Raw genomic sequence first — 18,007 nt, 5'->3', positions numbered from 1 at the left:
TTAGTCCATCCACAAGCCGGTGCGCTTGTGCCAGTCGGCGATCGATTCTTCGGGATAGACCTCGAACACCTTGTCGTTCTCGCCGATCGCCGGCTCGACCCAACTCGCCTTGTATTTCAGCATCAGGTGCACCTTTTCCGGCGGCTTCGGCAGGTCGCTGTCGATCGCCGATGCGAAGGGATGGACGAGGTCCGGCCAAGTCGGGTCGTAGAGCCAGAGCGCGGCGCCGCATGTCTTGCAGAAATTGCGCTCGCCGGTCGAGACCTCGCAGTGCGGATGCTCGTCGTCCTCGATCTCAGCGCGGTAGACGCCGAGATTGGGCTTGCCGGTGACCTTGAGCGTTTCGTTGTCGGCGCCGAGATTGATGGCAAAACCGCCGCCGCCCTGCTGCTTGCGGCAGATCGAGCAGTAGCAGAGCATGAACGGCACGGGCGTGTGACTTTCCACCTCGAAGCGGACGGCGCCGCAGCGGCAGGAGCCTTTGAGCAGGACAGGCATGGCGCGAAACTCCATTTCATGTCTCAACCTGTCAGCATGCTGTTGGTTGCTGCGATGACAAGGCCCATGCCGGATGAGATGATTGCGGCATGGACAATGACCGCCTCGAAGAATTGTTCGAGAGCCTGGGGCCGATCAGCATCCGAAAACTGTTCGGCGGCAAGGGCATCTATTGCGACGGCGTCATCGTCGCGGTGGTCGTGCGCGGCGAACTGATGCTGAAGGCCGACGAGGAGACGATCCCCGAATTCGAGGCCGCCGGCTGTAGCCAATGGACCTATACCGGCTCGCGGCACGGCAAGGAGGTGGCGATGCCTTATTGGAGCGTTCCCGACAGTGCCTTCGAAGATCCCGACGAAATGGCGATCTGGGCGCGGCGCGCTTATGAGGCGGGGCGGCGCGCGGGCAGATAAGGCCTATAGCGCCTTCGCGATCTCCGCCGCCAGCCGCGCATTGTTCTCGACCAGCGCGATGTTGGTCTTGAGGCTGCGGCCGCCGGTGAGCTCCAAAATCTTCGACAGGAGGAACGGCGTCACGGCTTTGCCGGTGATGTTCTGCGCTTCGGCCGCCTTCTGCGCGGCCTGGATGTAGCCGTCCATCTCGGCTGCCGGGATCTCGTCGTTCTGCGGCACCGGGTTGGCGACCAGTATGCCGCCGCCCAAGCCCAGCGCCTGCCGCGTGCGGTAGAAATGCGCGATATCTTCAGGCGCATGCAACGTCAGCGGCGCGCGGAAGGGCGATTGCCTGGACCAGAACGCCGGCATGGTCTCGCAGCCATGGCCGATGACCGGCACGCCGCGCGTCTCCAGCACTTCCAGCGTCTTTTCGATGTCGAGGATCGCCTTGGCGCCGGCCGACACGACGATGACCGGCGTGCGCGCCAACTCGTCGAGATCGGCCGAGATGTCAAAACTCTTTTCGGCGCCCTTGTGGACGCCGCCGATGCCGCCGGTGGCGAAGACCTTTATGCCGGCCATGTGCGCGGCGATCATGGTGGCGGCCACGGTGGTGCCGCCGGTGCGCTTTTGGGCGACGGCAAAGCCGATATCGGCACGCGACAGCTTCATGGCGTCGCCGGTCATGGCAAGCGATTCGCGCTCGCCATCGGAAAGGCCAATCTTGATGCCTCCATCGACCACGGCGATCGTCGCCGGCACGGCGCCGCTCTCGGCGATGATCTGCTCGACCTTGGCGGCCATCGCGCCATTGTCGGGGTATGGCATACCGTGGGTAATGATGGTGCTTTCCAGCGCCACCACAGGCCGCCCGGCGGCAAGCGCCTCCGCCACTGGCGGATGAATGTCGATGAAGGGGCGGGCGGTTTCGGGCGTCATGTCCGTTCTCCACTCCGGAGAAAACACTCCGGCAAGATAGTTTGTGGCCCTATGCCACCACCCGTGCCTCGGGCACAAGGGCAAGCGCCTGGCCAAAACTGCCGGCGGTGAAAGACGGTACCGCCTCGGCGCTCTCGATGGCGAGCATCGCCGCGGCAACACCTTCGCGCAGTGCCTTCCGCAAAGGCAGCCCGCGCAGCAGCGCGGCAACCGTTGCTCCGGTCAGGGCGTCGCCGGCGCCGGTTACGTCGGCAACTCGTCGCGGGGCGGGTGGGTCGATGGCGAAGACGCCCGATTGGTCGAAGCCGAGCACCGGAGCACTGCCGGCCGTGATCACGCCTGCCGTCAAGCTCAGCCGCCTGAGTTCCCCGACAAGATCGCGGCCGGAAATATCCGCACCAGCCAGCGCCGCCGCCTCTCGGCGGTTCATGAACAGCAGCGAAAGATTGCCGAGCAGCGGCGCTAGCCGCACCACCTTGGCCGGCGAGATGGCGATGGCGAAAATCGGCCTGTCGCCGGCTTGCGCAACCAGACGCTCGAGGGCCGCCGTTGGCAGGTTCGCGTCGCAGAGGATCGCGTCTGCCTCGGCGATCGCCTCGCGCACCTTGGCGCGGCGGATCTGCTTGGGGAAGGCGAGGTCGTAAAGGCCCATATCGGCAAAGCCGACGATCAGCTCCCCCTCGCTGTCGATCAGCGCAGTGTAGCTCGGCGTCGTGCGGTCGAGGAACACCGCCGAAAGGTCGGCGATGCCGGCCTCGTCGATCGCCGATGCGACGGTCTCACCCGCCGCATCGCCGCCGCGCACCGAAAGCAGCGAGGCCGAGACGCCGCGCTTCACAATGCTGCGCAGCGCGTTGAAGACGCCGCCGCCGACATCCTCGCGCATGATGCCGGGATTGGATGCGGCGGGCACGTAAGGGCCCGAGACCTGGCCGCGCCGGTCGATATGGGCGCCGCCCAGCGCCAGGATATTTGGGGATGTCGGCATGCCGCGGGGGTGACCTCGTTGATTGTTTGCGTGGGCACACTAGGTTTCCGCGCATCGCCCCGCAATCGGGTCTCGATTCGGGCCGCCCGGATAACGAGATCTCGCTTGGATCAGCAGCACTGGCTCACGCCATCTCTAGTGAGACAAAAATAGAACAAATCCAGATATTATTTGTTTTCCAGCCATTTGCTGCCTCTTGCCAGATGAGAACAAAAAAGGTACAAACTGGCAGGGATCACGGATTGTCCGGCCTTCATTGACGACCAAGGGGTGATGTATCATGGCTCAGAATACTTTGCGGCTTGTAGAGGATAAGGCAGTGGACAAATCAAAGGCTCTGGATGCGGCGCTGTCGCAAATCGAGCGCGCTTTCGGCAAGGGCTCGATCATGCGGCTCGGCGCCAATGAGCAGGTGGTCGAGATCGAAACCGTGCCGACGGGATCGCTCGGGCTCGACATCGCGCTCGGCGTCGGCGGGTTGCCGCGCGGCCGCATCATCGAAATCTACGGGCCGGAAAGCTCGGGCAAGACGACGCTGGCGCTGCACACGGTTGCGGAAGCCCAGAAGAAGGGCGGTATCTGCGCCTTCGTCGATGCCGAGCACGCGCTCGATCCGGTCTATGCCCGCAAGCTCGGCGTAGACCTCGAAAACCTCCTGATCTCGCAGCCCGACACGGGTGAGCAGGCGCTGGAGATCTGCGACACGCTGGTGCGCTCCGGCGCCATCGACGTTCTGGTGGTCGATTCGGTGGCGGCACTGACGCCGCGCGCCGAAATCGAGGGCGAGATGGGCGATGCGCTGCCCGGCCTGCAGGCCCGTCTGATGAGCCAGGCGCTGCGCAAGCTGACCGCATCGATCTCGCGCTCCAACACCATGGTCATCTTCATCAACCAGATCCGTATGAAGATCGGCGTCATGTTCGGCTCGCCGGAAACCACGACCGGAGGCAACGCGCTGAAATTCTATGCCTCGGTGCGCCTCGACATCCGCCGCATCGGCTCGGTCAAGGATCGCGACGAAGTGGTCGGCAACCAGACCCGCGTCAAGGTGGTGAAGAACAAGCTGGCTCCGCCCTTCAAGGTGGTCGAGTTCGACATCATGTATGGCGAGGGCGTGTCGAAGACCGGCGAGCTCGTCGATCTCGGGGTCAAGGCCGGCGTGGTCGAGAAGTCGGGCGCCTGGTTCTCCTACAATTCGCAGCGTCTCGGTCAGGGCCGTGAGAACGCCAAGCTTTTCCTGCGCGACAATCCGGACACGGCGCGCGAGATCGAGCTGGCGCTGAGGCAGAATGCCGGGCTGATCGCCGAAAAATTCCTCGAGAACGGCGGCTCCGAAGGCGGTGGTGACGACAGCTTCGAGGACGAGGCTGGCGCGATGTAGGCACTGCCGGAGTTCGGCCATAATCCGGATCCATTATCTAAAGCTGATGTAATCGAGTTCCCTAGTACTGCGTTCGAACCGCCGGCCTTCGTGCCGGCGGTTTACGTTTGGGGGCGAGGGCACAGGGCGCCCAGCCGGAGGATTGGCCTTGGTTCCGTGTTTCTGGACAGGGTCAAGAGCTACGGCTAAAAGGCCAATCTATCTTCTGACACACGAAAGCCCATTTGCCGCCGGCCTGGCCGGCGGTTTTCGCGAAAAGGCAGTATCCATGAGTGGCGTGAACGAGATCCGGTCGACATTCCTCGACTACTTCCGCAAGGAGGGTCATGAGATCGTTGCCTCCAGCCCGCTGGTGCCGCGCAACGATCCGACGCTGATGTTCACCAACGCCGGCATGGTGCAATTCAAGAACGTGTTCACCGGCCTGGAGAAGCGGTCCTATTCGCGCGCCGCGACCGCGCAGAAGAGCGTGCGCGCCGGCGGCAAGCACAACGATCTCGACAATGTCGGCTACACCGCGCGCCATCTCACCTTCTTCGAGATGCTCGGCAATTTCTCGTTCGGCGATTATTTCAAGGAGCACGCGATCGAGCTTGCCTGGAACCTGATCACCAAGGAATTCGGCCTGCCGAAGGACAGGCTTCTGGTCACCGTCTATCACACCGATGACGAGGCGGCCGGCTACTGGAAGAAGATCGCCGGCTTCTCAGACGATCACATCATCCGCATTCCGACCTCTGACAATTTCTGGGCGATGGGCGACACCGGTCCCTGCGGTCCGTGCTCGGAGATATTCATCGATCGCGGCGAGCATATCTGGGGCGGTCCGCCCGGCAGCCCGGAGGAGGACGGCGACCGGTTCCTCGAATTCTGGAACCTGGTGTTCATGCAATATGAGCAGGTGACGAAAGACGAGCGCATCGACCTGCCGCGCCCGTCGATCGACACCGGCATGGGCCTGGAGCGCATGGCTTCGATCCTTCAGGGAGTGGAGAGCGTCTTTGAGACCGACCTGTTCCGGCATTTGATCGATGCGGCATGCTCGGCGCTGGGGCACGGTCACAACCAGGAGAACGCAGCATCCTTCCGCGTGATCGCGGATCATTTGCGCTCGTCATCCTTCCTGGTGGCCGACGGCGTGCTGCCCTCCAATGAAGGCCGCGGCTATGTGCTGCGTCGCATCATGCGTCGTGCCATGCGCCATGCGCAACTGCTCGGTGCCAAGGAGCCGCTGATGTGGAAGCTGGTGTCGGCGCTGGTGCGCGAGATGGGCCAGGCCTATCCGGAACTGGTGCGTGGCGAAGCGCTGATCACCGAGACGCTGAAGCTCGAGGAGACGCGCTTCCGCAAGACGCTGGTCCGCGGTCTCGGCCTGCTTTCGGAGGCGACGGAACAGCTGCACGCCGGCGACATGCTGGATGGCGAGACGGCCTTCAAGCTCTACGACACCTATGGCTTCCCGCTCGACCTGACGCAGGATGCGCTGCGCCAACGCGACATCTCGGTCGATCTTGCCGGCTTCACCGCTGCGATGGAGCGGCAGAAGGCGGAAGCGCGCGCGCACTGGGCGGGGTCGGGCGAAGCGGCGACCGAGACGGTCTGGTTCCCGGTGCGCGAGCAGACCGGCGCCACCGATTTCCTCGGTTACGAGACGGAAGAGGCGGAAGGCCTGATTCAGGCCTTGGTCAAGGATGGCAAGATCGTCGACAGCGCCGGGCAGGGCGACGCGGTTGCCGTCGTCGTCAACCAGACGCCGTTCTATGGCGAATCCGGTGGCCAGATGGGCGATACCGGCATGATGTCCGGCGACGGCTTCTCGATCGAGGTCACCGACACGCAAAAGAAGGCCGACGGGCTCTTCGTGCATTTGGGCAAGGTGACGGGCGGTACGATCAAGACCGGCGCTGCCGTGGAGCTAAAGGTCGATCACGCGCGCCGTTCGAAGCTGCGCGCCAATCACTCCGCGACGCATCTCATCCACGAGGCGCTGCGTGAGGTGCTGGGCACCCATGTCGCACAGAAGGGTTCGCTGGTCGCGCCTGATCGCCTCCGCTTCGACATCTCGCACAACAAGCCGATCTCGGCCGAGGAGATCGAGGATGTCGAGCGCATGGCCAACGAGATCGTTGTGCAGAACAGTCCGGTGACGACGCGGCTGATGTCGGTGGACGATGCTATTGCCGAGGGCGCGATGGCGCTGTTCGGCGAGAAATACGGCGACGAGGTGCGCGTCGTTTCGATGGGCACCGGCCTGCACGGCGCCAAGGCCAACCGTCCCTATTCGGTCGAGCTCTGCGGCGGCACGCATGTCAGGTCGACCGGCGATATCGGCCTTGTGCGCATCCTGTCGGACAGCGCGGTCGCCGCCGGCGTGCGCCGCATCGAGGCGCTGACCGGCGAGGCGGCGCGCAGGCATCTCGACGAGCAGGACAAGCGCCTGAAGGCAGCCGCGGCGACCTTGAGGATCTCGCCGGCCGACGTTCCGGCGCGTGTCGAGACTTTGCTCGAGGAGCGCAAGAAACTCGAGAAAGAGCTCACCGAGGCGCGCAAGAAACTGGCCCTTGGCGGCGGCGCGGCCGTTGCCGATGCTCCGGCCACCAACGAGACGGTTGCGGGTGTCGGCTTCCTCGGCAAAGCGGTCAGCGGTGTCGCGCCGAAGGACCTGAAGCCGCTTGCGGATGCCGGCAAGAAGACGCTGGGCTCCGGCGTGGTCGTCTTTATCGGCGCCGGCGAGGACAACAAGGCGAGCGTGGTGGTCGGCGTCACCGACGACTTGACCGGCCGCTTCAGCGCTGTCGATCTCGTCCGTGTTGCGTCCGCCGCGCTTGGCGGGCAGGGCGGCGGCGGGCGTCCCGATATGGCGCAAGCCGGCGGCCCCGACGCCTCCAAGGCGGACGACGCCATCGCGGCGGTAAAGGCGGCGCTCGAAGCCGCTTAGTGTTCCTGTGTCAGGAAGGCTTTGCCGCTTTCAGGGCGCGCGCCATTCTGACAGAGTCGCCCCAGGTGGACAGCCAGATGAGGCAATCCGTGGCGACGGCGATCGCCGCGCGCAGGAGGAGAAGCAGCGGGCCTGGTGCCAGCAGATGCTCCTCGGCGTGACGCAGATGGGCCAGCTCTTCCTCGCGGATCGACAGGATGATGGCGTGCAGTCCGGGATCGCGCCCGGCTAGATAGTAGAGCTGGTCGTCAAGATGGCGGTGCACGGTCGCTTCGACAGCGGCGGTGCATGCCCAGATGCCTTGTGGGTCGAGCAGGGCGGTGAGAAAGCCCAACAGCCAGCCGCCCCAGCTCCAGAACTGCATGACGCGACATGGACGCGAGTTTCGCATTGGCATGGCGGCACGGAAGGCGGCGCAATGCTGGCGCTCGTGTCCAAGCATCTCCGACAAAGACGGCACGCAATCGCGCCAAAAGTGCCGGGCGACAAAGATTTGCGCTGAATAGATCCTGATCGCTCCAAACTCGCCTGCGTGGTTGACCCGGACTATCCTGGCTGTGGTCAGCGCTTCGCGACCGGAAAGCTCATGCATTGGAGAAGCTTGCCCGCCTGACGATGCGATCCCACCGGTCCTGCAAGTCTGGAAAGCGGGCAAGCAGCTTTCGCCCTTCGGCGACCTTGAGGAAATAGCCGATAATTGACGCCCTTTCGGCCGTGAAGATGTCGAGAGGGACGAGCTCGTAGTCGACGCCCTTTTGATTGAGCGCCATTCGCGCGATGCGGACATAGACGCTGTAGTGGGCGCCGTAGAGAAGAGGCTTTGCCACTTCATTCCTCTTTGGCTTGGCTGTCCCGTATCCAGACGCGCAGCGTGCCGGTGGTCTGAAAGCCGCAGTCCAGTGCGTCATCCAGCCCGCCGCCGCGTTCATACCCGACCAGCGCGCGACTTTCAGCAAACGTATTGGCTGCGGCTTGCACAGCATCTCGATAGGTCGAATTGCCATCCGTGGCAAAGACATTTGACAACCCGATCACGAGCTCGGATCTATTGGCTATGCAGCCGGTGGTGAAGCCGTCGGCCGTCCGTCGGCCAAGGATGGCGATGGCAGGGTCGGCCAGAACTGCGGTCGGAAAGACACGGCCGCTGGAGGAACCTGCGCCATCCGTCCAGGCAAGTTCCCACATCTCCAAGCTGGCTGCGTCCCCAACACGTTCCCAACCGGAGGGGGTCGTCGTTGGACGCCTTAGGTCCATCCAGATCCAGCTTGCTTCGAAGAGTTGGCTGAACCCGAGCGGTCGGAGATCCAGACGGCAGAAGCAATCCTTGACCGAAAAGCTGGTGGCAAGAACAGATGTCAGTCTGGCTATTTCTGCAAGTTGGATCGGTATGGCATCGGCATCCAAAGTGGCGGCATTGGGGTAGTAAGGAGGTGCTTGCTCATCGCTGGACCAGACGGAGCGGCTCCTCCGGCCGCTTAGCCCGTGCACCTTGAAAATAGCCTGGCAGAGGTCGGCATTGTTGCCAGCGCAAAGGCGGACCCTTTCGCTGGCAACAAGGCTCGGCACTTCTTACCCCATCGCCTTCTGCAGGTTCTCGTCGATCTTGTCGAGAAAGCCGGTGGTCGACAGCCAGGGCTGGTCGGGGCCGATCAGCAGCGACAGGTCCTTGGTCATGAAGCCGCCCTCGACGGTCTGGATGCAGACCTTTTCCAGCGTCTCGGCAAAGCGCTTGAGCTCGGCATTGCCGTCGAGCTTGGCGCGGTGGGCCAAGCCACGCGTCCAGGCGAAGATCGAGGCGATCGAGTTGGTCGAGGTTTCCTCGCCCTTCTGATGCTGGCGGTAGTGGCGGGTGACGGTGCCGTGGGCGGCTTCCGCTTCCACGGTCTTGCCGTCCGGCGTCATCAGCACCGAGGTCATCAGGCCGAGCGAGCCGAAGCCTTGCGCCACCGTGTCGGATTGCACATCGCCGTCATAATTCTTGCAGGCCCAGACATAGCCGCCCGACCATTTCAGGCTGGAGGCGACCATGTCGTCAATCAGGCGGTGCTCGTACCAGAGTTTTCTCGCCTTGAACTCGGCCTCGAATTCCTTCTCGTAGACTTCCTGGAAGATGTCCTTGAAGCGCCCGTCATAGGCTTTGAGAATGGTATTCTTGGTCGAGAGATAGACCGGGAAGTTGCGCAGCAGGCCATAGTTCAGCGAGGCGCGAGCGAATTCGCGGATCGACTCGTCGAGATTGTACATGGCCATGGCGACGCCGGCGCCCGGCGCATCGAAGACGTCATGCTCGATCACCTGGCCGTCCTCGCCGACGAATTTGATTGTCAGCTTCCCCTTGCCCGGGAAGCGGAAGTCGGTGGCGCGGTATTGGTCGCCGAAGGCGTGACGGCCGACGACGATCGGCTTGGTCCAGCCGGGCACCAGGCGCGGCACGTTCTTCATGATGATCGGCTCGCGAAAGATGGTGCCGCCGAGGATGTTGCGGATGGTGCCGTTGGGCGACTTCCACATTTTCTTCAGCTTGAACTCCTCGACGCGCTGCTCGTCGGGCGTGATCGTCGCGCATTTCACGCCGACGCCGTATTTCTTGATGGCGTTGGCCGAGTCGACGGTCACCTGGTCATTGGTGGCGTCCCGGTTCTCGATCCCTAGATCGAAATAGTCCAGCTTGATGTCGAGATAGGGGTGGATCAGCTTGTCCTTGATGAACTGCCAGATGATGCGGGTCATCTCGTCGCCGTCGAGCTCGACGACCGGGTTCGCCACCTTGATCTTCGCCATGGAAAAATGCCTCGTTGCTGGGGATCTGAACGGCCTTGCCCGTGGCTTCGGCCGAGGTTGGGCAGCGTATATCAAAGCCTTTTTGAGCGCGCAAACCGCGATCAGCCGATCGCAGACCGGTGTCGCGCTTGTGAATGCTTCATTTTCAGGCCCGGATGTGGCAGGGGACGCCGAAACGCCGCAAACCTCATGTACGGAGAGCCATGCCAGCCGCAAACGACACCGCCAGGACCGCCGGACCGGCGATCATCCTTGTCGAGCCGCAGCTCGGCGAGAATATCGGCATGGTCGCGCGCGCCATGGCGAATTTCGGCCTTTCTGAGCTGCGCCTGGTCAATCCGCGCGACGGCTGGCCGAGCGAGAAGGCGCGCGCCGCTGCCAGCCGCGCCGACCACGTCATCGATGCGACAACGGTGTTCGACGACCTTGCCTCGGCAGTGGCCGACCTCAACTTCGTCTTCGCCACCACCGCCCGCGAGCGTGACGGCTTCAAGCCGGTGCGCGGTCCGGTGGATGCGGGCAGGGCGCTCCGGGCCTGCGAGCAGGCGGGGCTGCGCACCGGAATTCTGTTCGGCCGTGAACGTTTTGGCCTCTACAATGAAGAGGTTGGTCTGGCTGACGAGATCGTCACCTTTCCCGTCGATCCCGGCTTCTCCTCGCTCAACATCGCACAGGCCGTGCTTTTGATGTCCTATGAATGGATGAAATCCGGCCTTGCCGAAGAGACCGCGACCAACTTCGCCGGACCGGAGCTCGTTCCGGCGACCAAGGAACAGCTGCACAGCCTGTTCACCTATCTCGAAGGCGCTCTCGAGGCGCGCGGCTATTTCCGCCCGGAAGAGAAGAGGCCTAAGATGGTCGACAATCTGCGCGCCGTGCTGACGCGGGCGGGATTCGCCGAGCCCGAGTTGAAGGTGCTGCGCGGCATCATCTCGTCGCTCCACAGGTTTTCGCCGGCAATGCCGCGCGGCGACGGCTCACCGGGGGATGATCCGAGGCGGGCGCCGGCTACGCGCAAACGAACAACGGACAAAGAAAGTTAAAATCCGTAAGCTCCGAACCTTCAAGGTAACCGAATATTATGCGGTTTGATTCATCGTTCTTGGAACGATGGGGCAGAAGATGTTCACATCCAATATTGGTCGCCTGCGTTTCTTCTTCTATTCGCTAGGTCTGTTCATAGCGGAAGCGGTAGCGATCGTGCTCTGCATTGCCGCAACGACCGGCTTCGCGGGATTGATCAATTCGATGCCGGGTCCGTCGCGGCAAAGCCTGGCCGGCGCCGCGCTTGTTGTGTCGCTCGCCTTCGTCGCGCTGCGCGGCAACATCGCATGGCGCCGCAGCCGCGATGCCGATGGTTCAGGCTGGATCCTCTGGTCCTATATCGCCTTTTCCGGCATCTATGGATTGCTGCAGGCCGGAACGCTTCTGGTCATCGATTTCGGCAATCCTGAGAGCGCGCCCGGTGGCCTGAACCTGCTCGGCCTTGCCATATTCGGCCTCTGGTGCACGATCCTGTGGGCAAAGCCTGTGGCCGGCAGCAACATCGATGAGCTGACCGAGGCTTTCGACTTTGAAGGCTCGTTGCCGGCGGAGGCGCGCCCCGCGAGGGCGACAGCGAGCGTCGCTCCAGCTGCGCCACGGACTGCTGCGCAACCCGCGCGTCCGGCGCCGGCGCCGGTGCCGCAGCCGTTTGGCCGGGCGCGACCCGCCGGCTTCGGCAAGCGGGGGCTCTGAGTTGCGCAAAAGCTGCTGGCATCTGCCACTTCAAGACCATGATCGTTCAGGATAGAAGCGCGGTTGGCCAAATCTCGGGTCAGCTTCTTCCTGTAGTCGGATGACAATGAACGATCGATCAAACCAGCGTCCGATCCTGATGTTCGATTCCGGTGTCGGCGGACTGACGGTGCTGCGGGAGGCGCGCGTCCTGATGCCGGATCGGCGCTTCGTCTATGTCGCCGACGACGCGGCTTTTCCTTACGGCGCATGGGAAGAGCCGGCGCTCAAGGAGCACATACTCGCCCTGTTCGGCAAATTGCTCGACCGTCTGCAGCCGGCGATCTCAGTGATCGCCTGCAACACCGCCTCGACCCTGGTGATCGATGCGCTGCGGGAAAAATTTCCCGGTCATCTTTTTGTCGGAACGGTGCCCGCGATCAAGCCGGCGGCCGAGCGCACGCGGTCCGGCCTGGTTTCGGTGCTGGCGACCCCGGGCACGGTGAAGCGCCAGTACACGCGTGACCTGATCAGCAAATGGGCGCAGAAATGCCATGTCCGGCTCGTCGGCAGCGACAGGCTTGCCGCATTGGCCGAGATCTATATGCGCGAAGGTTTTGTCGACGAGGAAGCCGTGCGCGCCGAGATCGCGCCCTGCTTCATCGAGCACGACGGGCAGCGCACCGACATCGTCGTGCTCGCCTGCACGCATTATCCGTTCCTGGCCAACCGCATGCGCAAGACCGCTCCCTGGCCGGTCGACTGGATCGATCCGGCGGAAGCCATTGCCCGGCGCGCCATGTCGCTGCTGCAGCCTATCGGCGAACCGTCGGGCGAGACCGAGCCCGATATCGCCCTCTTCACCTCTGGTAAGGTGGATTTCGCCACGCGCAGGCTCATCCAGGGCTTTGGGCTGACCTCGCGCTAGCTGGAACTGCGATAGCGCCGCAGCGTTTCTCTTCCCACTACCGCACAGGGAGAAATCGCATGCCAGCCAAATCGCAAGCCCAACAGAAGGCAGCCGGCGCAGCCCTTTCGGCCAAGCGCGGCGAGACCAAGAAAACCGAGCTTAAGGGTGCTTCGCGCGAGATGTACGAGTCCATGAGCGAGAAGCAACTCGAGGAGTTCGCCGAGGCCAAACGCAAGGGACTGCCTAGCAAGAAGTCCTGACTTTGTGGCTGCCTGGCTCTCAAGTTGGTGCCTGGATAGAAACCCGCGGCATGCCACGACGTGGCGGATCTGCTTGCGGCCATGCCAATGCCTGCCATCGCCGGCTCCGGCGTCATGACGGCAGAATGGTTGAGGGTGCGTCGCCGACACGAGCTTGACACCGGTTAAATCTCTGTTTAACAGGGCCACCAACACCGGGCGGCGACGTCCGGTGGTTTCTTTTGCATGGGCAAGACCTCACCGGAAGCCACTCTGTCGGCGGTCTTGTTGAACTGACGTGTCCCGTGGGTTTTCCGTCGCGTTGCGTGGGAAACCCTGTCAGGCCTCGAAAACGGAGGCCAGAGGAGGGCGCGTTTCCTTCACCCGGAGCCAAGGGGTTCCGGGTATATCGTTTTGAAAGGGAATGCGATGAGCAAGCGCGAATCCGCGAAATACAAGATCGACCGCCGTCTCGGCGAAAATATCTGGGGCCGTCCGAAGTCCCCGGTCAACAAGCGCGAATACGGTCCCGGCCAGCATGGCCAGCGCCGCAAGGGCAAGCTTTCCGACTTCGGCCTGCAGTTGCGCGCCAAGCAGAAGCTCAAGGGCCACTATGGCGATGTTTCGGAAAAGCAGTTCCGTAAGGTCTATGAGGAGGCCAACCGCCGCAAGGGCGACACCTCCGAGAACCTGATCGGCCTGCTCGAGTCGCGTCTCGACGCGATCGTCTATCGCGCCAAGTTCGTGCCGACCATCTTCGCGGCCCGCCAGTTCGTCAACCACGGCCACGTCAACGTCAACGGCAAGCGCACCAATATCGGTTCGTACCGCTGCAAGCCGGGCGACGTCATCGAGGTGCGCGAGAAGTCGAAGCAGCTCGTCATCGTGCTGGAATCGGTAGGCTTGGCCGAGCGTGACGTGCCGGACTATATCGAGGCCGATCACAACAAGATGACCGCGACCTACAACCGCGTTCCCGGCCTGGCGGATGTTCCGTTCGCCGTCCAGATGGAACCGAACCTGGTCGTCGAATTCTATTCGCGCTGATCCGACCAATCGGCGACACCCATCCAAGGCCGCCCTCGAGGCGGCCTTTTCTTTGTCTGTCGCGTCGGCCAGGGCGGCAATTCCACCCTGGTCATTTTTTTAGCCGCAATTCCGCGACGGCTAGTGATTCCACTTGGCTGCAAAATGCTCTAAGCGAAGCGGCAACAGAACCGTGGGCACCTGCGCCATGAATATGCTGCCAAACGTCAAATCGCTTGAGCCGATCGCCGACGAGCCGGACGGCGGATTCCATCCGCTGTTCCGCGACGTGCCATCCTCGGTCGAGTTCAACAAGCTGCGCAAGCGGCTGCTGCGGCTCACGCGCCAGGCGATCGAAGACTTCGCCATGGTGAAACCCGGCGAGCGCTGGCTGGTGGCGCTCTCCGGGGGCAAGGATTCTTATGGCCTGCTTGCCTTGCTGCTCGATCTCAAATGGCGCGGGCTGCTGCCGGTCGAGCTGCTTGCCTGCAATCTCGACCAAGGTCAGCCGAATTTCCCGAAGCATATCCTGCCGGACTATCTCGGCGGCAACGGCATTGCGCATCGCATCGAATACCAGGACACCTATTCGGTGGTCACCGACAAGCTGCCCGACGGCAGCACCTATTGTTCGCTCTGCTCGCGGCTGAGGCGCGGCCATCTCTATCGCATCGCGCGCGAGGAGGGTTGCACCGCGCTGGTGCTCGGCCACCACCGTGAGGACATCCTCGAAACCTTCTTCATGAACCTGTTCCATGGCGGGCGTCTCGCCGCCATGCCGCCGAAGCTTCTCAATGACGAGGGCGACGTCATGGTTCTGCGCCCGCTCGCCTATTGCGCCGAGGCGGATCTCGAGAAATTCGCCAGTGCAATGAAGTTCCCAATCATCCCGTGCGATCTCTGCGGCAGCCAGGAAGGGCTGCAGCGCAACGCCATGAAGGCGATGCTCGACGATATCGAGAAGCGTATGCCTGGCCGCAAGGACACGATGATCCGCGCGATGACCAATGTGCGACCCTCGCATCTGCTCGACCGAAAACTGTTCGACTTCGCCGCGCTCGATGCGCGCCTTACCATGGGAAAAGACATTTCCGATGACGTTTGACATGCAAGCGATCGACTGGCTGGCCGAGCTTCTAGCTGACGCAGCCAGGGCCGAAATCATGCCGCGCTTTCGCCGGTTGGGCGAGGGCGATATTCGCCAGAAGACGTCCGCCGCCGATCTGGTTACGGAGGCGGACGTCAACGCCGAAAGGCTGATCACTGCCAGGCTGCGCGAGCGTTACCCTACAGCGATGATCGTCGGCGAGGAGACCTGCTCCGACAATCCGGCCTTGCTCAAAGGGCTCGGCGATGCCGCGCTGGCCTTCGTCATCGATCCGGTCGACGGCACCTTCAACTTCGCCTCCGGCGTGCCGCTGTTCGGCGTCATGCTCGGCGTCGTGGTCAACGGCGAGACGGTTGCCGGCATCATCCACGACCCGATCGGGAAGGACTGGCTGATCGGCGCCAGGGGGGCGGGCAGCCATATCCGCCACGCACATGGCGCGCTGGACAGGGTGCGGGTCGCCGAGCCGGTGCCGATCTCCGAGATGACCGGCGCGATCTCGTGGCAGTATCTGAAGGAACCGGAGCGCTCGCGGCTCGCTCGCAACCACACAAAGGCGCTGTCGCAGTTCGGCTATCGTTGCGCCGCGCACGAATACCGGCTGCTGGCGAGCGGCCATGCGCATTTCGTCGTCTACAACAAGCTGATGCCGTGGGACCATCTGGCCGGCGTGCTGATCCATCAGGAGGCCGGTGGTTATGCGGCGCGGATCGACGGCGATGCCTATCTGCCGTCGCATGTCGACGGCGGGTTGTTGGTTGCGCCAGACAAGGATAGCTGGAACGAACTGCGGCGCGAGCTCTGGGCGGAATAGGATCGATTGCGCTGACGAGGGCCAGCCCGTCGGCTGGAAGGTGTCGATCTACACCCTCACGCAAATCCGGAGATGTGAATGAGCACCCGGTCCGCGATGGTCGCTCTGGCTCTCGCCCTCGCCGTGACGATCACCGGTGCTGACGAAGCAGCGGCACGGGAGCGCGCCTGCGGCAGTCGCGATCCCGTAAACTCCATAGCGGAAATGTCGGCTGCCATTTACGCCTGCTGGCGGCCGCCCCGCGGAACTGCCGGCCTGTCCTTGACCCTGCGGTTCTCGCTCCGCCGAGACGGAACGCTCATTGGCAAGCCGCGCGCGACCTTCTCCGTACTCGGATCGAACGATGCATTGAACAGAGCCTTCGTTGCCTCAGTCCTCGAGGCTCTCGATAAGGCCCTGCCGTTACCCTTTACCGAGAGCATGGGCGAGGCGATCGCAGGGCGCATACTTTCGCCCCGCTTCACGGTTGCGCTTGAACGAAAATCCTGAGCGGGTGGCCGTAGGCGAGGGTCTCACACCGGCGGATTGTGGGGCTGGAACAGCCTTCCGCGCTCGGCGATCAGGATCATCAGCAGGGCGGCGAGGGAAACGCTGCAGAAGCCGGCGGCCAATGGCGTGACCGTGCCGTTATAGGCCTGGCCTATCAGCGTTCCGAGCAGGCCGCCGAGAAAGGTCTGCATGAAGCCGAGGATGGAGGACGCCGTGCCGGCAAGCTCGCCGAGCGGCTCCATCGCGAGCGCGTTGAAATTCGCGCCGAGACAGCCAAATGGAACCATCGCGCCGGCAAAGAAGGCGATGAACAGCCAGAGCGGCATCTCGATCTCGAGCGAGAAGACGAGCCAGACCAGGCTGATGGCGAGGAAGAGCAGCAGCGCGCTCTGCGACAGGCGCCGCATGCCGACCTTGCCGACGAGCCGCGCGTTGAGGAAGTTCGAGAAGGCGAGCACGCCCGCGACGCCGGCGAAGATCAGCGGAAACAGCTCGCCGACATGGAAGACTTCGAGATAGATCTGCTGCGCGGAGTTGATGAAGCCGAACATGGCGCCGAAGATGAAGGTGCTGGCAAAGGCATAGCAAAGCGCGATGCGGTTGGTGAGCACGATGCGGAAACCGCCGACGACGGCGTTGACGGTTAAGGGCCGCCGGTATTCCGGATGCAGCGTCTCCGGCAAGCGCAACAGCGACCATGCCGACACGATGAGCGCGCCGACGGCCATGGTGACGAAGATCCAGTGCCAGGTGGCGAAGAGCATGATGAACTGGCCGATGCCGGGCGCGACGACCGGTATCGCCATGAACACCATGAAGATCAGCGACATGACCTCGGCCATGCGGCGGCCCTCGAAGGTGTCGCGCACGATGGAGACGGCGATGACGCGGGTGGCCGCCGCGCCGATGCCTTGCACGACACGGCAGGCGAGAAGGGTGGCAAAGGTCGGAGCAACAGCAGCGGCCGCTACCGCCGCCACGTAGATGATCAGGCCGGCGACCAGCGGCGCACGGCGGCCGAAACGATCGGAAACCGGACCGAAGAAGAGCTGACCGGTGCCGAAGCCAAGGATGTAGGCTGTGATCACATACTGGCGGTGGTTTTCATTCTCGACGCCGAGCGAGGCGCCGATCTGCTGCAGTGCCGGCAGCATGATGTCGATGGCGAGCGAATTGAGCGCCATCAGCGCCGCGCAGAGCGCAATGAATTCCCAGCGCGGAATGGGCAAGCTTTTTGCCGACTGCTGCGCTAGTGCCTGATTGTCCACGGCAAAATCCGATCAATCAAACGAATACGCGCCGGTCGACCGGCGCATCAATTCGTCTCGTTCTCGAGTTCGAAAGCCAAAGTGCCGAGGTGGGGCGGCCCCGGATGTCATCGCGCAGCCGGCTGGGCCGGCCAGCGCGAGCTCAAATCAGGCGGCGCCTTTGACGCTGACGCCTTTTTCGACCAGGAAATCCTGCAGCTCGCCGGCCTGGAACATCTCGCGCACGATGTCGCAACCGCCGACGAACTCGCCCTTGACGTAGAGCTGCGGAATGGTCGGCCAGTTGGAATAGTCCTTGATGCCCTGGCGCAGCTCGGCCGAGGTCAGCACGTTCACGCCTTTGTAGTCGACCCCGACATAGTCGAGGATCTGCACCACCTGGCCGGAGAACCCGCACTGCGGGAAGCCGGGGGTGCCCTTCATGAAGAGCACGACGTCGTTGCTCTTCACTTCGCTGTCGATGTAGTCGTTGATGCCGCTCATGGGGAATCCTTTCACGCCTGTGGGAGTCAGGCTC

The 18,007-nt window shown here is 63.1% G+C and carries 19 protein-coding genes and 1 pseudogene; 11 read left to right on the top strand and 9 right to left on the bottom strand.

All coding sequences use genetic code 11. The annotated features are described in order from the left end of the window. Positions 1-498, bottom strand: a complete 498-nt coding sequence (locus tag P9230_RS01445) for a GFA family protein (RefSeq protein ID WP_095800892.1) — start codon at positions 496-498, stop codon at positions 1-3. Between the two features lie 89 nt (positions 499-587). Between P9230_RS01445 and P9230_RS01440 the strand changes: the two genes are divergently transcribed. Beyond that, a complete protein-coding gene (locus P9230_RS01440) occupies positions 588-911 on the top strand; it encodes a TfoX/Sxy family protein (RefSeq protein ID WP_127248394.1) in 324 nt (107 codons plus the stop codon). 3 nt (positions 912-914) lie between these two features. Here the strand turns inward: P9230_RS01440 and P9230_RS01435 are convergent, their stop codons facing one another. Together P9230_RS01435 and P9230_RS01430 are read right to left on the bottom strand one after the other, a co-directional pair. Beyond that, entirely contained in the window at positions 915-1,832 is a 918-nt protein-coding gene (locus P9230_RS01435) for a pseudouridine-5'-phosphate glycosidase (RefSeq protein ID WP_127248393.1), read from the bottom strand. Positions 1,833-1,881: 49 nt separating this feature from the next. Further along, entirely contained in the window at positions 1,882-2,820 is a 939-nt protein-coding gene (locus tag P9230_RS01430) for a carbohydrate kinase family protein (protein WP_127248392.1), read from the bottom strand. A 280-nt stretch (positions 2,821-3,100) separates the two neighbouring features. Between P9230_RS01430 and recA the strand changes: the two genes are divergently transcribed. Both recA and alaS read left to right on the top strand, forming a co-directional pair. Then, the gene (recA, locus tag P9230_RS01425) at positions 3,101-4,201 is read left to right on the top strand and encodes a recombinase RecA (protein ID WP_127248391.1); all 1,101 of its coding nucleotides are present in this window, start codon (positions 3,101-3,103) and stop codon (positions 4,199-4,201) included. Positions 4,202-4,469: 268 nt separating this feature from the next. After that, complete coding sequence (gene alaS, locus P9230_RS01420; protein WP_278117109.1) at positions 4,470-7,139, top strand: alanine--tRNA ligase; 2,670 nt, start codon at positions 4,470-4,472, stop codon at positions 7,137-7,139. A gap of 10 nt (positions 7,140-7,149) precedes the next feature. On the opposite strand, the gene P9230_RS01415 is transcribed toward alaS, so the two are convergent. From P9230_RS01415 to P9230_RS01400, 4 genes and pseudogenes are all read right to left on the bottom strand, one after another. Further along, positions 7,150-7,731 (bottom strand): demethoxyubiquinone hydroxylase family protein, encoded by a 582-nt coding sequence (locus P9230_RS01415; RefSeq protein WP_278117107.1) that lies wholly within the window; start codon positions 7,729-7,731, stop codon positions 7,150-7,152. Between the two features lie 118 nt (positions 7,732-7,849). Beyond that, a pseudogene (locus P9230_RS32405) lies at positions 7,850-7,966 on the bottom strand (glutathione S-transferase N-terminal domain-containing protein); the annotation flags it as partial. 1 nt (position 7,967) lies between these two features. After that, positions 7,968-8,705: a hypothetical protein gene (locus P9230_RS01405; protein WP_278117105.1), complete on the bottom strand. Its 738-nt coding sequence runs from the start codon at positions 8,703-8,705 to the stop codon at positions 7,968-7,970. A 3-nt stretch (positions 8,706-8,708) separates the two neighbouring features. Beyond that, positions 8,709-9,920 (bottom strand): NADP-dependent isocitrate dehydrogenase, encoded by a 1,212-nt coding sequence (locus P9230_RS01400; protein WP_095800849.1) that lies wholly within the window; start codon positions 9,918-9,920, stop codon positions 8,709-8,711. Between the two features lie 203 nt (positions 9,921-10,123). On the opposite strand from P9230_RS01400, the gene P9230_RS01395 reads away from it, so the two are divergent. The 8 genes from P9230_RS01395 to P9230_RS01360 all read left to right on the top strand — a co-directional run bounded on the left by P9230_RS01395 (position 10,124) and on the right by P9230_RS01360 (position 16,222). Then, the gene (locus P9230_RS01395) at positions 10,124-10,963 is read left to right on the top strand and encodes an RNA methyltransferase (protein WP_278117103.1); all 840 of its coding nucleotides are present in this window, start codon (positions 10,124-10,126) and stop codon (positions 10,961-10,963) included. Between the two features lie 79 nt (positions 10,964-11,042). Continuing rightward, a complete protein-coding gene (locus tag P9230_RS01390) occupies positions 11,043-11,657 on the top strand; it encodes a hypothetical protein (protein WP_278117101.1) in 615 nt (204 codons plus the stop codon). Between the two features lie 106 nt (positions 11,658-11,763). Next, complete coding sequence (gene murI / locus P9230_RS01385; protein ID WP_067328310.1) at positions 11,764-12,564, top strand: glutamate racemase; 801 nt, start codon at positions 11,764-11,766, stop codon at positions 12,562-12,564. A 59-nt stretch (positions 12,565-12,623) separates the two neighbouring features. Next, complete coding sequence (locus P9230_RS01380) at positions 12,624-12,806, top strand: DUF3008 family protein (protein ID WP_278117099.1); 183 nt, start codon at positions 12,624-12,626, stop codon at positions 12,804-12,806. Positions 12,807-13,214: 408 nt separating this feature from the next. Continuing rightward, a complete protein-coding gene (gene rpsD / locus P9230_RS01375) occupies positions 13,215-13,832 on the top strand; it encodes a 30S ribosomal protein S4 (protein WP_066995136.1) in 618 nt (205 codons plus the stop codon). 187 nt (positions 13,833-14,019) lie between these two features. After that, positions 14,020-14,916, top strand: coding sequence for a tRNA 2-thiocytidine(32) synthetase TtcA (ttcA, locus tag P9230_RS01370; RefSeq protein WP_095825341.1), 897 nt, complete (start codon positions 14,020-14,022; stop codon positions 14,914-14,916). Further along, a complete protein-coding gene (locus P9230_RS01365; RefSeq protein ID WP_095829969.1) occupies positions 14,906-15,733 on the top strand; it encodes an inositol monophosphatase family protein in 828 nt (275 codons plus the stop codon). Before ttcA ends, P9230_RS01365 begins: the two co-directional genes overlap by 11 nt. A gap of 78 nt (positions 15,734-15,811) precedes the next feature. After that, on the top strand, positions 15,812-16,222 hold the full coding sequence (locus P9230_RS01360; protein ID WP_127241473.1) for a hypothetical protein: 411 nt from the start codon (positions 15,812-15,814) through the stop codon (positions 16,220-16,222). Positions 16,223-16,245: 23 nt separating this feature from the next. Here the strand turns inward: P9230_RS01360 and P9230_RS01355 are convergent, their stop codons facing one another. Both P9230_RS01355 and grxD read right to left on the bottom strand, forming a co-directional pair. Beyond that, a complete protein-coding gene (locus P9230_RS01355) occupies positions 16,246-17,445 on the bottom strand; it encodes a multidrug effflux MFS transporter (RefSeq protein WP_278118310.1) in 1,200 nt (399 codons plus the stop codon). A gap of 192 nt (positions 17,446-17,637) precedes the next feature. Continuing rightward, entirely contained in the window at positions 17,638-17,973 is a 336-nt protein-coding gene (gene grxD / locus P9230_RS01350) for a Grx4 family monothiol glutaredoxin (protein WP_066995148.1), read from the bottom strand. Between the last annotated feature and the right edge of the window lie 34 nt (positions 17,974-18,007).

This window comes from Mesorhizobium sp. WSM4887, from assembly GCF_029625865.1.
Taxonomy (GTDB): domain Bacteria; phylum Pseudomonadota; class Alphaproteobacteria; order Rhizobiales; family Rhizobiaceae; genus Mesorhizobium.
Note: the sequence above shows the minus strand (reverse complement) of the source record. Positions and strands in the feature narration are given on the sequence as shown.

What these genes read in the sequence shown, in the direction of transcription:
- P9230_RS01415 (WP_278117107.1), bottom strand. Translation starts at nt 7,731, where the DNA reads ATGCATGAGCTTTCCGGTCGCGAAGCGCTGACCACAGCCAGGATAGTC.
- rpsD (WP_066995136.1), top strand. Translation starts at nt 13,215, where the DNA reads ATGAGCAAGCGCGAATCCGCGAAATACAAGATCGACCGCCGTCTCGGC.
- grxD (WP_066995148.1), bottom strand. Translation starts at nt 17,973, where the DNA reads ATGAGCGGCATCAACGACTACATCGACAGCGAAGTGAAGAGCAACGAC.
- P9230_RS01395 (WP_278117103.1), top strand. Translation starts at nt 10,124, where the DNA reads ATGCCAGCCGCAAACGACACCGCCAGGACCGCCGGACCGGCGATCATC.
- P9230_RS01400 (WP_095800849.1), bottom strand. Translation starts at nt 9,920, where the DNA reads ATGGCGAAGATCAAGGTGGCGAACCCGGTCGTCGAGCTCGACGGCGAC.
- alaS (WP_278117109.1), top strand. Translation starts at nt 4,470, where the DNA reads ATGAGTGGCGTGAACGAGATCCGGTCGACATTCCTCGACTACTTCCGC.
- P9230_RS01390 (WP_278117101.1), top strand. Translation starts at nt 11,043, where the DNA reads ATGTTCACATCCAATATTGGTCGCCTGCGTTTCTTCTTCTATTCGCTA.
- P9230_RS01435 (WP_127248393.1), bottom strand. Translation starts at nt 1,832, where the DNA reads ATGACGCCCGAAACCGCCCGCCCCTTCATCGACATTCATCCGCCAGTG.
- ttcA (WP_095825341.1), top strand. Translation starts at nt 14,020, where the DNA reads ATGAATATGCTGCCAAACGTCAAATCGCTTGAGCCGATCGCCGACGAG.
- P9230_RS01380 (WP_278117099.1), top strand. Translation starts at nt 12,624, where the DNA reads ATGCCAGCCAAATCGCAAGCCCAACAGAAGGCAGCCGGCGCAGCCCTT.
- P9230_RS01440 (WP_127248394.1), top strand. Translation starts at nt 588, where the DNA reads ATGGACAATGACCGCCTCGAAGAATTGTTCGAGAGCCTGGGGCCGATC.
- P9230_RS01365 (WP_095829969.1), top strand. Translation starts at nt 14,906, where the DNA reads ATGACGTTTGACATGCAAGCGATCGACTGGCTGGCCGAGCTTCTAGCT.
- P9230_RS01360 (WP_127241473.1), top strand. Translation starts at nt 15,812, where the DNA reads ATGAGCACCCGGTCCGCGATGGTCGCTCTGGCTCTCGCCCTCGCCGTG.
- P9230_RS01445 (WP_095800892.1), bottom strand. Translation starts at nt 498, where the DNA reads ATGCCTGTCCTGCTCAAAGGCTCCTGCCGCTGCGGCGCCGTCCGCTTC.
- recA (WP_127248391.1), top strand. Translation starts at nt 3,101, where the DNA reads ATGGCTCAGAATACTTTGCGGCTTGTAGAGGATAAGGCAGTGGACAAA.
- murI (WP_067328310.1), top strand. Translation starts at nt 11,764, where the DNA reads ATGAACGATCGATCAAACCAGCGTCCGATCCTGATGTTCGATTCCGGT.
- P9230_RS01430 (WP_127248392.1), bottom strand. Translation starts at nt 2,820, where the DNA reads ATGCCGACATCCCCAAATATCCTGGCGCTGGGCGGCGCCCATATCGAC.